At 45.7% G+C, this 13,623-nt stretch carries 10 protein-coding genes; all 10 read left to right on the plus strand.

All coding sequences use genetic code 11. The features are described from left to right. Positions 1–69 precede the first annotated feature (69 nt). The 10 genes from yqiS to meaB all read left to right on the plus strand — a co-directional run bounded on the left by yqiS (position 70) and on the right by meaB (position 13,531). A complete protein-coding gene (gene yqiS, locus TY16_RS15980; protein WP_043932838.1) occupies positions 70–981 on the plus strand; it encodes a phosphate butyryltransferase in 912 nt (303 codons plus the stop codon). A gap of 20 nt (positions 982–1,001) precedes the next feature. After that, positions 1,002–2,096: a branched-chain amino acid dehydrogenase gene (gene bcd, locus TY16_RS15985; protein ID WP_043932839.1), complete on the plus strand. Its 1,095-nt coding sequence runs from the start codon at positions 1,002–1,004 to the stop codon at positions 2,094–2,096. 145 nt (positions 2,097–2,241) lie between these two features. Further along, positions 2,242–3,339 carry a butyrate kinase gene (gene buk / locus TY16_RS15990; RefSeq protein WP_043932840.1) on the plus strand — a complete coding sequence of 366 codons (1,098 nt, stop codon included), beginning with the start codon at positions 2,242–2,244 and terminating at the stop codon, positions 3,337–3,339. A gap of 18 nt (positions 3,340–3,357) precedes the next feature. Then, entirely contained in the window at positions 3,358–4,779 is a 1,422-nt protein-coding gene (lpdA, locus tag TY16_RS15995; protein WP_043932841.1) for a dihydrolipoyl dehydrogenase, read from the plus strand. A 61-nt stretch (positions 4,780–4,840) separates the two neighbouring features. Beyond that, positions 4,841–5,848 carry a thiamine pyrophosphate-dependent dehydrogenase E1 component subunit alpha gene (locus tag TY16_RS16000; RefSeq protein WP_043932842.1) on the plus strand — a complete coding sequence of 336 codons (1,008 nt, stop codon included), beginning with the start codon at positions 4,841–4,843 and terminating at the stop codon, positions 5,846–5,848. Then, complete coding sequence (locus tag TY16_RS16005) at positions 5,848–6,831, plus strand: alpha-ketoacid dehydrogenase subunit beta (protein ID WP_043932843.1); 984 nt, start codon at positions 5,848–5,850, stop codon at positions 6,829–6,831. The genes TY16_RS16000 and TY16_RS16005 overlap by 1 nt, the downstream gene beginning before the upstream one ends. A gap of 40 nt (positions 6,832–6,871) precedes the next feature. Further along, positions 6,872–8,200, plus strand: coding sequence for a dihydrolipoamide acetyltransferase family protein (locus tag TY16_RS16010; protein WP_043932844.1), 1,329 nt, complete (start codon positions 6,872–6,874; stop codon positions 8,198–8,200). 338 nt (positions 8,201–8,538) lie between these two features. Beyond that, positions 8,539–10,314 (plus strand): methylmalonyl-CoA mutase family protein, encoded by a 1,776-nt coding sequence (locus tag TY16_RS16015; RefSeq protein ID WP_231505637.1) that lies wholly within the window; start codon positions 8,539–8,541, stop codon positions 10,312–10,314. Further along, entirely contained in the window at positions 10,304–12,481 is a 2,178-nt protein-coding gene (gene scpA / locus TY16_RS16020; RefSeq protein WP_043932845.1) for a methylmalonyl-CoA mutase, read from the plus strand. Before TY16_RS16015 ends, scpA begins: the two co-directional genes overlap by 11 nt. Next, positions 12,482–13,531, plus strand: a complete 1,050-nt coding sequence (gene meaB, locus TY16_RS16025) for a methylmalonyl Co-A mutase-associated GTPase MeaB (protein ID WP_043932846.1) — start codon at positions 12,482–12,484, stop codon at positions 13,529–13,531. Positions 13,532–13,623 lie beyond the last annotated feature (92 nt).

The following is a 13,623-nucleotide window of genomic DNA, read 5'->3' on the forward strand; positions in this document are numbered from 1 at the left end:
TCGTTTTGGCACGGTTCTTGCATTTTTGTTTTTCGGGGGAATAACCCTGGCAAAGGGGATGATTGCAAAGTGTTTCTTGATGCTCTTCTAGAAAGATCAGTGCAAGGTACGAAAAGAACAGTGGCAGTTGCCGCGGCAGCCGACGAAGAGGTTCTCGAATCAGTTGCTGAAGCCATCCGCCATGGAATGGCTAAGTTTATCCTGTTCGGTAATAGCGAGCATATAGAAACCATTCTTGAACAAATCCAGCCTGGACTTGCAAGGAATACTTCCATTATCATAAGGGACGTTCAGGAAATAAATGAATCGGCAATTGAAGCAGTAAAAGCAGTCAGTTCAGGAACAGCACAAGTCTTGATGAAGGGCGATATTCAAACTTCATTGATATTAAGAGCTGTTTTAAATAAGGAGTATGGGCTTAGATCAACCGGTATCTTGTCCCACACCGCAGCATTTAATATTCCTGGATTCGAAAGGCCGATTTTTGTAACAGACGCCGCGATGAATATAGCTCCCAATCTGGAGGAAAAAGCGAAAATTATCCAGAATGCGGTTGCGCTTGCGACTGCTTCAGGAATTAAATATCCAAAAGTTGCTCCAGTTTGTGCTGTTGAAATCGTTAACCCTTCCATGCAGGCTACACTTGATGCTGCAGAGCTTGCTGCAATGAATCAAAAAGGCGTAATAGAGGGCTGTATTATTGAAGGTCCCCTGGCACTTGATAATGCAATTTCACCCCTTGCTGCCGAACACAAGGGCATCATAGGGGATGTGGCTGGAAGAGCAGATATTTTACTCATGCCTTCGATTGAGGCAGGTAATATCCTGTATAAATCTCTTGTTTATTTTGCCAATGCAAAAGTCGGTGGTGTCGTATGTGGGGCCAAGGCCCCAATTGTCCTCACTTCACGCTCCGATTCTTCGGAAAGCAAGCTTTATTCACTTGCTTTGGCGCTATGCTCGTCTTCAAGTGCAATTTGAAATTAGAGGAGGAACAACAAATGGAAATCTTCAAGTATATGGAAAAGTATGATTATGAGCAATTGGTATTCTGTCAGGACAAGCAATCCGGTTTAAAGGCAATCATTGCCATTCATGATACAACGTTAGGACCAGCACTTGGCGGAACCAGGATGTGGACATACGACTCCGAGGAAGCAGCTATTGAAGACGCACTAAGGCTTGCACGTGGAATGACCTACAAAAATGCTGCAGCCGGCCTGAATCTCGGCGGGGGAAAAACAGTTATTATCGGTGACCCGCGCAAGGATAAAAATGAAGAAATGTTCCGTGCATTTGGCCGGTATATTCAAGGTTTGAACGGAAGATACATCACCGCGGAAGATGTAGGCACAACAGTTGCAGACATGGATTTGATTCATGAGGAAACCGACTATGTGACAGGAATTTCTCCAGCGTTCGGCTCATCCGGCAATCCATCACCGGTTACAGCCTATGGCGTATATAGGGGAATGAAAGCTGCAGCAAAAGAAGCGTTTGGTTCCGACTCGCTTGAGGGCAAAACAATTGCGATTCAAGGTGTGGGGAATGTAGCCTATAACCTGTGCAAGCATCTTCATGAAGAAGGAGCCAATCTGATTGTTACTGACATCAATAAGGAAGCTGTTCAGCGGGCAGTTGAAGAATTTGGTGCCAAAGCAGTTGATCCTGACGAAATTTATAGTGTTGAATGCGATATTTACGCACCTTGCGCACTAGGGGCAGTCATCAATGATGATACAATTCCTCAGCTTCGCGCCAAAGTCATTGCAGGAGCCGCAAACAACCAGCTGAAGGATACCCGCCACGGGGATACCATTCATGAGATGGGTATTGTCTACGCGCCAGACTATGTCATTAATGCTGGCGGTGTCATTAACGTAGCTGATGAGCTTCACGGCTATAACAGGGAGCGCGCTATGAAGAGGGTCGAGCAAATCTATACCAATATTGAGAAGGTAATGGAAATAAGCAAACGCGATGGTATACCAACTTATGTATCAGCAGACCGTATGGTCGAAGAACGGATCAGTAAACTTCGCAATTCAAGAAATCAATTTTTGCAAAATGGCCACCATATTCTGAGCAGACGATAATCAATAATATTACGTCAAAAATTGGCCACGCTTAGCCGCATGTGCTTTATTGGCATGCGGCTTTACCTTAAATGCAGGGTTTGCCCATTGGGGAATATGAACTGAGGGTGACCGGCCATAACATCAGTTTTTTTGGAGGTCTTGTATGAAGCAAAGCAAAAACTATCGCATCCTCGTCATTAATCCCGGCTCTACCTCAACAAAAATCGGCATCTATGACAACGAGCGTCCGGTAATGGAAAAGACAATCCGACATGAATCTGAGGATATTGCTTCTTATGAGAGCATCATTGACCAATACGAATTCCGTAAACAGACTATTTTGGAAACACTCCATGAAGAAGGTATCAATATCTCAAAGCTGAGTGCTGTATGCGGAAGGGGAGGGCTGCTCCGCCCTATCGAAGGTGGTACATATTCAGTAAACGGGACAATGCTTGCCGATCTTCGAGCAGGATATGCAGGGCAGCATGCATCCAATCTGGGAGGCATTCTTGCTTATGAGATTGCATCTGGTTTAAACATCCCGGCCTATATTGTTGACCCTGTCGTTGTAGACGAGTTACAGGATATTGCCAGAATTTCGGGTGTGTCATTAATTCAGCGTAAAAGCATTTTTCATGCACTCAATCAAAAAGCGGTGGCAAGAAGAGTCGCAAGGGATCTAGGCAAGAGCTATGAAAGCTTGAATTTGATTGTGACACATATGGGCGGCGGCATTACTGTGGGCGTCCATAAAGGCGGCCGGGTTATTGATGTAAATAACGGCCTTCATGGTGAAGGTCCATTTAGTCCAGAACGGGCAGGTACTGTTCCTGTCGGCGATCTCGTCAGCCTTTGCTTTTCCGGCGAGTACTACCGTGATGAAGTTATGAAAAAACTAGTCGGACAGGGTGGTCTTTTCAGCTATCTCGGCACGAGTGACGCAGTAAAAGTAGAGAAAATGATAGAAAAAGGTGACGAAAAGGCAAGGCTGGTATATGAAGCTATGGCCTATCAGGTTGCCAAGGAAATTGGTTCCGCAAGTGCAGTACTTGCCGGAAAAGTGGATGCTATCATTCTTACTGGCGGGCTTGCTTATGGCAAGGAATTCGTCAAATTGATCACAGACCGGATTGACTGGATTTCCGATTGTTTCATCCACCCCGGCGAAAATGAGCTGCAGGCATTGGCTGAAGGTGCGCTTCGCGTGCTTCGCGGTGAGGAAAGTGTGAAGGAATATCCAAATAAAATCCGCTATTAAATAGCAGGAGGATAAAGCATGGCTCAGGAATATGATTTGGTCATTTTGGGCGGAGGAACAGGCGGTTATGTGGCCGCAATCCGCGCCTCTCAGTTAGGCTTGAAAACTGCAATTGTCGAGAAGGGGAAGCTTGGGGGAACTTGCCTTCATAACGGATGTATCCCTTCCAAGGCATTGCTAAGAAGCGCCGAAGTTTATGTTACAGCTAAAAAGAGCGAGGAGTATGGCATTATTGCGCCAGATGTCACTTTTGATTTTGGGAAGGTTCAGGAGAGAAAAAATCAGATTGTCTCCCAACTGCATAAAGGTGTCCAACACCTAATGAAACAGGGGAAAATCGATGTTTTTGAAGGGACCGGCCGAATTCTTGGGCCATCCATTTTCTCGCCGATGCCTGGTACAATTTCCGTTGAAATGAATGATGGCACCGAGAACGAAATGCTCATTCCCAAAAATGTCATTGTTGCAACTGGCTCCAGGCCCCGTTCACTGCCGGGCCTGGACATTGACGGTACATATGTCCTCTCTTCGGATGAGGCACTGAGACTTGAAGCCTTGCCGCAATCAATTGTGATTGTAGGCGGGGGAGTTATTGGGATTGAATGGGCATCAATGCTATCCGATTTTGGCGTTGAGATAACCGTCCTTGAGTATGCTCCGAGGATTATACCAACCGAGGATCACGAAATCTCAAAGGAAATGCAGCGGCTTTTGAAAAAGCGCGGCGTAAAAATTGTAACAAGTGCAAAAGTCCTTCCTGAGACTCTAACTATAGAAGAGGGTGTCTCTATTTCTGCTGAAGTCAAAGGCCAGCTCAAGGAATATAAGGCAGAAAAAATCCTTGTATCAGTAGGCAGGCAAGCCAATGTCGAAGGAATCGGCATCGAGAATACTGATATTCAGATAGAAAAAGGGTTCGTTGCAACAAACGAATATTATCAAACAAAAGAATCCCACATATATGCAATTGGCGATGTAATTGGCGGTTTGCAGCTTGCACATGTTGCTTCTCACGAGGGCATTACTGCAGTTGAACATATTGCTGGAAACCATCCAAACCCAATTGATTACACGCTTATTTCCAAATGTATTTACAGCCATCCTGAAGCTGCGAGCGTTGGATTGACCGAAGATGAGGCAAGAGAAAAAGGCTACAATGTCAAGACTGGAAAGTTCTCCTTCAGGGCAATAGGCAAAGCGCTTGTGTTTGGAGAATCAGATGGGTTTGTTAAAATCATTGCTGACGCAGACACAGATGATTTGCTTGGTGTCCATATGATCGGACCACACGTAACAGACATGATTTCCGAAGCCGGGCTTGCAAAAGTGCTGGATGCAACTCCTTGGGAAATTGCCCATACGATTCATCCGCATCCAACATTGTCAGAGGCTATAGGGGAAGCCGCGCTGGCAGTCGATGGCATGGCGATTCACTCTTAAAGAACTGACTTTAGCTTCTAAACGAATAAATCAATACGAACACATGGGAGGTACTTGATATATGGTTGAAAACCGCCACCACGCTTTGGGCCTGAGCGATGAAAAGGTTCTTGAAATGTATGAAACAATGCTTCTTTCCCGGCGTCTGGATGAACGGATGTGGCTTTTAAACCGTTCCGGAAAGATTCCCTTCGTCATTTCATGCCAGGGACAGGAAGCTGCACAAATCGGGGCAGCATTTGCACTCGATAAGGAAAAAGACTATGTCCTTCCATATTACAGGGATTTAGGAGTTGTTTTGACTTTTGGAATGACACCAAGGGAATTGATGTTATCTGCCTTTGCAAAAGCAGAAGATCCAAACTCCGGAGGCCGTCAGATGCCAAGCCACTTTGGCCAAAAGAAAAATCGGATTGTTACAGGTTCATCACCTGTAACAACACAAGTCCCACATGCAGTCGGGATTGCTCTGGCCGGAAAAATGGAAGGGAAAGATCTTGTTGCGTTTGTCACGTTTGGTGAAGGCTCATCAAACCAGGGTGATTTCCACGAAGGCGCCAACTTTGCCGGAGTTCATAAATTGCCTGTCATTTTAATGTGCGAAAACAACAAGTACGCTATTTCTGTTCCAATTGAAAAGCAGCTTGCCTGTGAGAATGTGTCAGACAGGGCAATTGGCTATGGAATGCCTGGCTATACGATAGATGGGAATGACCCGCTTGAAGTCTATAGGGTTGTCAAGGAAGCAGCCGACCGCGGTCGGCGCGGAGAAGGTCCGACACTTGTTGAAACGATTTCCTATAGACTTACTCCACATTCTTCCGATGATGATGACAGGGCTTACCGCGCACCGGATGAAGTTGCCGAAGCAAAGACTAAGGATCCGATTATTACATTTGGCGCTTATTTAAAGGAAACGGGCGTTATGGATGATGAATTGGAGAAGAAAATCAATGAGCGCGTCATGAAGCAGGTCAACGAAGCAACAGAGTATGCAGAGAATGCTCCTTATGCAAAGCCTGAGGACGCCCTCAACTATGTCTACGCTGATGACAAGGGGGATGCATAATGGCTGTTATTTCTTATATTGATGCTGTAACAATGGCAATCCGTGAAGAGATGGAGAGAGACTCTAAAGTTTTTGTCCTTGGTGAGGATGTTGGCCGCAAAGGCGGGGTTTTTAAAGCAACCGTTGGGCTGTACGATAAGTTTGGGGAAGAACGTGTGATTGACACCCCGCTTGCTGAATCTGCGATTGCCGGTGTCGGAATTGGAGCTGCCATGTATGGCATGAGGCCAATTGCTGAAATGCAATTCGCCGATTTCATCATGCCAGCAGTCAACCAGATTATTTCCGAAGCAGCGCGCATCCGCTATCGCTCCAATAATGACTGGAACTGCCCGATCGTTATCCGTGCTCCTTATGGAGGAGGTGTCCATGGGGCGTTGTACCACTCGCAATCAGTTGAAGCTATTTTTGCAAACCAGCCTGGTTTGAAAATTGTTATGCCTTCGACTCCTTATGATGTAAAAGGTCTGCTAAAGGCAGCAATCCGTGATGATGACCCGGTCCTTTTCTTTGAACATAAACGGGCTTACCGCCTAATCAAGGGTGAAGTTCCTGATACGGATTATACGCTTCCGATTGGTAAGGCTGATGTGAAACGTGAAGGCGAAGATATTACCGTCATTACCTATGGCCTTTGTGTCCACTTTGCTTTGCAGGCTGCCGAGAAGCTTGCAAAGGATGGCATTTCTGCGCACATCCTCGATCTTCGGACAGTATATCCGCTTGATAAGGAAGCCATTATCGAAGCTGCTTCCAAAACCGGGAAGGTCCTGCTTGTTACAGAGGATAATAAAGAAGGCAGCATTTTGGGAGAGGTATCAGCAATTATTGCTGAAAACTGCCTGTTCGATCTTGATGCTCCCATAAAAAGGCTTGCCGGACCGGATATACCGGCCATGCCATATGCCCCGACAATGGAGAAATTCTTCATGATGAATCCGGAAAAAGTAGAGAAGGCCATGCGGGAGCTTGCGGAATTTTAAAAGCCGTTCCCTTTAATATGTATGAAGGAGTGACTTCATTTTGGCAATTGAACAAATTAAAATGCCGCAGCTGGGAGAGAGTGTTACGGAAGGTACCATTAGTAAATGGCTCGTTTCCCCTGGCGATAAAGTTAACAAATACGATCCGCTCGCAGAGGTTATGACGGACAAAGTGAATGCAGAGGTACCATCCTCCTTCACCGGGACCATCAAGGAATTGATTGCCGGTGAAGGGGATACCCTTGCTGTTGGAGAAGTTATCTGCACAATAGATGTTGGTGGAGAGGAAGCTGTTGTGCCTGCTGAAACAGTTGAGACAGTCGAAGCGGGAACTTCCATAGCGTCTGTTGAACAGAACCAGCCTGCCGCAACCGCGGTTAAGGAATCCGGAGAAGGATCGGGCAAGGCTCGGTATTCACCGGCAGTTTTAAAACTTAGCCAGGAACACGGTATTGACCTGAACCAGGTCTCCGGGTCAGGTGCGGCAGGGCGAATCACTCGCAAGGACTTGCTTAAGCTTATCGAATCAGGCACTATTCCTCAAGCGGGAGCAGCAGCATCAAAAGCTGCGGAAACCCTTACAGAATCGGCAACACCAGCCGGTACCCAACAGCCTGCTGCGAAACCTGCCCAGGAGAAGGCTCCTATTTCGATTCCGACACTGCCTGGTGATATAGAAATACCTGTGACTGGCGTCCGCAAGGCGATTGCAGCGAACATGCTGCGCTCAAAACATGAAGCACCACATGCCTGGACAATGGTCGAAGTCGATGCGACATCCCTTGTTGAGTATCGGAATTCACTCAAGGATGAGTTCAAAAAGAAGGAAGGTTTCAACCTGACATTCTTCGCCTTCTTTGTAAAAGCAGTCGCACAGGCTCTAAAAGAATTTCCACATATGAATTCAATGTGGGCAGGAGACAAGATCATCCAGAAAAAAGACATCAATATTTCGATTGCAGTCGCAACCGATGATGCGCTTTTTGTCCCTGTCATTAAAAATGCGGATGAGAAAACGATTAAAGGCATTGCCCGTGAAATCTCAGAGCTTGCTGTCAAGGTACGTGATGGGAAGCTTACAATGGACGAAATGCAAGGCGGTACATTCACAGTGAATAATACCGGCTCATTTGGCTCAGTCCAGTCGATGGGCATTATTAATTATCCTCAGGCTGCCATCCTGCAAGTCGAATCTATCGTCAAACGTCCGGTTGTCATGAACAATGGCATGATCGCTGTCCGTGACATGGTGAATCTTTGCCTTTCGCTCGACCACCGTGTCCTTGATGGCCTTGTTTGCGGCCGGTTCCTGCAGAGGGTCAAGGCAATTATTGAGAACATGTCTAAGGAAAACACGTCAATTTATTAATAACCCTTTAGGCTGACCAAAGTATTGAATTTGGTCAGCCTTCTTTATTGGTGAGGTCAAGTTGATGGTTAATATTCTATGTCTGTTAGTGCTTCGCGACCTCGGGTTTGTTACATAGCCAGGTTCTATCTTTCCTTTATGGGTTTCGAGACCTCTAGTCGGTAACATAACAAGTTTAAAACCAGAACTATTGCTTTGTATGCATAAAGAATTCTTCTTCATTGCCTGGAATAGCCCGCTATACTACAATTAGAGCGAGAAGTTTTTAGAATCTTTGAACAAGAGCTGAAAAGGGGTGAGCTGCCTTATTGGCAGGGCATATGGGGATAGGGAAACTAATGGACTATCAATTTAATAACTATACCGTTGATGACTGGAAAGAAAAAGCAGAACAAGCCTTGAAGGGAAAAACGGTAGAATCACTTTGCAGCAGCACATATGAAGAGATTGTTTTGAAACCGCTTTATTCAGCAGATGATAAAAAAAATCCTGGATTCGCTGGAAAGCCTGACTACCGCAGGGGAATTTACCAAAATGGCTATCAAGATGAGCCATGGCGGATTGCACAAAAAATTGTCGCCATATCTCCTGAAGAATTAAGGGAGAAGCTTGAGGATGCGACGGCAAATGGACAAACCGCGATTGCTCTTGAGGTTAGTCCTGAATTTACCGCAGCACATGCAGAGGTGCTCGCATATTTTGCTAAAAGCCATCCTTTTGCGATTAAAACAAGCACTGGGATTGATGCAGTACTTGGAGAGCTTGAAAAGAAAGATGGCCAGGGAGGCCTCTCCGGTTACATAGCCTTTGACCCAATATCTGCTTATGAAAAAGAAGTCAATCTTGAACACTGGGCTGAATCTATTAAGACTGCGGCTGTACGGGAGCCAGCGCTTAGAACAGTAATGGTTGATACAGGTGTGTACCATGTGAGGGGTGCCAATGCAGTACAGGAGCTAGCGGCAGCCGCCGCAACAGGAGTTTCCTATATTGAAAGCATGCTTGATGCTGGTATGGACATTGATGATATAGTGGACAAGTTTGTTTTCAACTTTCAGATTGGTTCGGAATTTTTTATGGAAGTTGCCAAGCTAAGGGCAGCCCGGATCATTTGGGATAAGATAGCCGAAGTATATGGGGCTAGTGAAGCGAAGCGGAAGATGGTCATAGCCGCTGAAACCTCCAAATTTACCCTTACGCTTTTTGATTCTCATGTCAATTTATTGCGAACAGGAAATGAAGCCTTTGCTGCTGTCCTTGGGGGAGCCCAGTATTTACATGTTGATCCATATGATAGTTTGACAGGCGCAACTCCTAAATCAGAACGGATTGCCAGGAATATTCAGCTTATCCTAAAGGAAGAAGCGCACCTTGATAAGGTGGCGGACCCTGCGGGAGGCTCGTGGTTCATCGAAGAGCTTACCGAACAGCTCGCAGAAAAGGCTTGGGAGCTTTTTTGTAAAATCGACCATCACGGAGGCATGGTGGCTTCGCTTCAATCTGGCTGGATCCAAAGTGAGATTGAAAGAACACTTAATAACAGACTTATTGATAGTAAAAATAGAAAGCGCAGTATTATTGGCACAAACGTTTATGCCAATCTTGCAGAAGAAACGCCAAAAGGGATGCCAGTTTCAAACATACCTATACCGACCAGGCTATCGGTACCATTCGAGGAGCTGAGGATAAAGGCTATAGAGCTTGAAACTGCAGGGGTAAACACCGAATTTGGCCTGATTTGTCTTGGGGACATCAGGGACCATAAACCCCGGGCTGATTTTGTGGAAGGCTTCCTTTCCCCAGGCGGTATCCGTACAGTTCGAAGTGAACCCAATTTCACAATTGAAGGCACATTAGCCTTTGTTGAAAAAAAAGGCCTCACCAATTTTTGTATCTGCTCTAGTAATGAGTTATACGAAGAGGTTGGACTCGAAATTGCCAGCCAGTTGAAGAAAAAGCATCCCGATATTAGATTGTATCTGGCGGGACAACCGGGAAACAGCCAGGAATGGGAAGCGGCTGGCATACATGATTTCATTCATGCCAAAAGCAATTGTTATCAATTTATTAACAGCATCCTAAATGGATTGGAGGTGCCAGGAAATGCGCAATAAACCAGATTTTAAGACAATCTCGCTTTTTAATAATGAGCAGCATGAGCATGGAGCAATAAAATCTGAGCCTTTGCTGAAGGAAAACAGTAACTCTGTTTTTGAAACGAATGAAGGAATTGCCTTGAAATCAGTGTACAATGAAGCCGATTTTAACGGTTTGGAGCATCTTGATGACAAACCAGGACTGCCTCCATTTACAAGAGGACCCTATCCGACCATGTATGTTAATCGGCCGTGGACTGTCCGTCAATATGCCGGATTTTCGACTGCGGAGGAAAGCAATGCGTTTTATAGGCGAAATCTTGCAATGGGACAAAAGGGCTTGTCAGTTGCCTTTGACCTGGCTACCCATCGCGGGTATGACTCTGAGCATGAAAGAGTTGTCGGCGATGTAGGCAAGGCGGGGGTGGCCATCGATTCGATACTTGATATGAAGACTTTATTCGATGGAATTCCTCTTGACCAGATGTCAGTTTCAATGACAATGAATGGAGCTGTCCTGCCGGTGCTGGCCTTTTATATAGTCACTGCCGAGGAGCAGGGTGTGACAAAGGATAAGCTTTCTGGAACAATCCAAAACGATATTTTGAAGGAGTATATGGTCCGAAATACATATATATATCCTCCTGAAATGTCGATGAGGATTATTGCCGACATTTTTGCCTATACATCACAGTTTATGCCGAAGTTTAACTCAATCAGTATTTCGGGATATCATATGCAGGAGGCAGGAGCGCCAGCGGATATTGAGCTTGCCTATACGCTTGCAGATGGACTTGAGTATGTCAGGACCGGGCTTAAAGCTGGGATTGAAATTGATTCCTTTGCACCAAGGCTTAGTTTCTTCTGGGGAATAGGCATGAATTATTTCATGGAAGTAGCAAAAATGAGGGCAGCCCGGTTCATTTGGGCAAAAATGATGAAGAATTTCAACCCAAAGAGTGAAAAGTCGCTCGCTTTGAGAACCCACTCACAAACTTCTGGCTGGAGCTTGACCGAGCAGGATCCTTTCAATAATGTGATGAGAACTTTAATTGAAGCACATGCCGCGGCAATGGGGCATACCCAGTCGCTTCATACAAACGCTCTTGATGAGGCAATTGCCCTTCCAACCGATTTTTCAGCGCGAATCGCCCGAAATACTCAGCTTTTCCTACAGGAGGAAACAGGAATTACAAAAGTAATTGATCCATGGGCTGGGTCCTATTATGTTGAGGCATTAACAAATGATTTGATTAAACGGGCTACTGTCCATATCGATGAAATTGAACAATTAGGCGGGATGGCAAAGGCGATTGAAACCGGTCTGCCGAAGATGAAAATTGAGGAAGCCGCAGCCAGAAGGCAGGCGTTGATCGATTCAGGAAAGGAAATAATTGTCGGAGTAAACAAATATAAAGCAAACGAAGAAGAACCTCTCGATATCCTGGATATTGATAATACCGCGGTCAGGCATCGCCAAATTGAAAAATTAAATGAATTAAAAGCAAACAGGGATAGCCAGGCTGTTGCTGAAGCTCTAGCTCAATTGGAGGAAGCAGCAAAGAGCGGCAAAGGCAATTTGCTGGAGTTCGCAGTTGAAGCAGCAAGGGCAAGGGCGACACTTGGGGAAATTTCTGAAGCAGTTGAAAAGGCTGCCGGGCGCCATAAAGCTTCCATCCGCTCCATTAGCGGGGTTTACAGTTCAACTTTCTCGAAGGAAGAAGAAATTGAACTGGTTCAGCAAATGGCTGAGGAATTCCTGGAAAACGAGGGAAGACGGCCAAGGATTTTGATTGCAAAAATGGGACAGGATGGACACGACCGCGGGGCGAAGGTCATATCCACAGCTTTTGCGGACCTTGGCTTCGATGTCGATATCGGCCCGCTCTTCCAGACACCTGCCGAAACCGCGATGCAGGCTGTGGAAAATGATGTCCATGTCGTTGGCTTTAGTTCACTGGCTGCCGGCCATAAGACGTTGCTTCCAGAGCTTGTAAAGGAACTAAGGAAGCTAGGACGGCCTGATATTCTCGTTGTAGTTGGCGGGGTCATTCCCTCCAAGGATTATCAGTTTTTATATGAAAATGGTGCTTCCGCTATTTTCGGACCCGGAACAGTCATTCCAGTTGCCGCCCAGGATATTATCAAACAGATCTACAAATCGCTTGGGTACGAGGAAGTGTAAATGGGCAAAAAGGATGATAACACCATGAAGGAGAACAAGCCAGTATTTAAAAAGCAAAGCAGAAAGGAATTTGAGGCAGCTGAATTTGCAAAACAAATTCAGGAGGGGAGCAGAAGCGCGCTTGCCAGAGGAATCACTCTCATTGAAAGCAATGCTTCTCACCATTTTAAAGATGCACAGACTCTTTTGCAAAAATTGCTGCCTTTCACCGGTCATTCCATCAGGATTGGAATAACTGGTGTTCCAGGTGCAGGCAAAAGCACCTTTATCGAGGCTTTCGGCCTGTATCTTTGCGAAATGGGCCATAAGGTAGCCGTGCTTGCGGTAGATCCCAGTTCCTCAGTAACTGGAGGCAGCATACTCGGGGATAAGACTCGGATGGAACAGCTTTCCCGGCATCCATCAGCCTTCATCAGGCCATCCCCCTCTGCAGGAAGACTTGGGGGTGTACATAGGAAAACTCGTGAATCAATGTTGCTATGTGAGGCTTCTGGTTATGATGTAATCCTTGTCGAAACCGTTGGAGTAGGCCAAAGTGAAGTTTCAGTCAGGGAGATGGTGGATTTTTTTCTGCTGCTCACCCTGACCGGAGCTGGAGACGAGCTTCAAGGAATGAAAAAAGGCATTATGGAGCTTGCGGATGCAATTATTGTCAACAAGGCAGATGGAGAAAACCAAAGTCTTGCTGAGAAAACGGCTCATGAATATAGAAAAATTCTCCACTTCCTTCAGCCGGCAACTGTTGGCTGGGAAACGAAGGCACTCGCCTGTTCAGCGATTACCAAGAAGGGCATCCCGGAAATCTGGGACACAATAGTGGAATTCGCCAAAATTGGAGAGAAATCAGGAACATGGGATGATAGGCGTAGAAAACAGCTCCAAGATTGGTTTCATAACGTTATTTCCGATCAACTTCATTACAGTTTCTATCAAAATGATAAAGTAAAATCCATGCTTCCTCCTATCGAAAAAGAAATTCTTGAAGGCGGGATTACTCCTGCGCGTGCCGCAGAAATCCTTCTTGGTCAGTTTTATGAAAATAGTAATTAATTTTGCATAATTTTGTGCGTTTAGATTATTTTTTGTGAATAAAAAATGCATATCTATACATCCGTATACAAAAAAAAGGGGATAGCACAAAG

Source organism: Bacillus sp. EB01 (genome assembly GCF_000613125.1).
In the GTDB taxonomy this organism is placed as follows: domain Bacteria; phylum Bacillota; class Bacilli; order Bacillales; family Cytobacillaceae; genus Bacillus_D.

Coding starts and splice junctions, on each gene's coding strand:
- bcd (WP_043932839.1), top strand. CDS start 1,002: ATGGAAATCTTCAAGTATATGGAAAAGTATGATTATGAGCAATTGGTA.
- buk (WP_043932840.1), top strand. CDS start 2,242: ATGAAGCAAAGCAAAAACTATCGCATCCTCGTCATTAATCCCGGCTCT.
- lpdA (WP_043932841.1), top strand. CDS start 3,358: ATGGCTCAGGAATATGATTTGGTCATTTTGGGCGGAGGAACAGGCGGT.
- TY16_RS16000 (WP_043932842.1), top strand. CDS start 4,841: ATGGTTGAAAACCGCCACCACGCTTTGGGCCTGAGCGATGAAAAGGTT.
- TY16_RS16005 (WP_043932843.1), top strand. CDS start 5,848: ATGGCTGTTATTTCTTATATTGATGCTGTAACAATGGCAATCCGTGAA.
- TY16_RS16015 (WP_231505637.1), top strand. CDS start 8,539: ATGGACTATCAATTTAATAACTATACCGTTGATGACTGGAAAGAAAAA.
- scpA (WP_043932845.1), top strand. CDS start 10,304: ATGCGCAATAAACCAGATTTTAAGACAATCTCGCTTTTTAATAATGAG.
- meaB (WP_043932846.1), top strand. CDS start 12,482: ATGGGCAAAAAGGATGATAACACCATGAAGGAGAACAAGCCAGTATTT.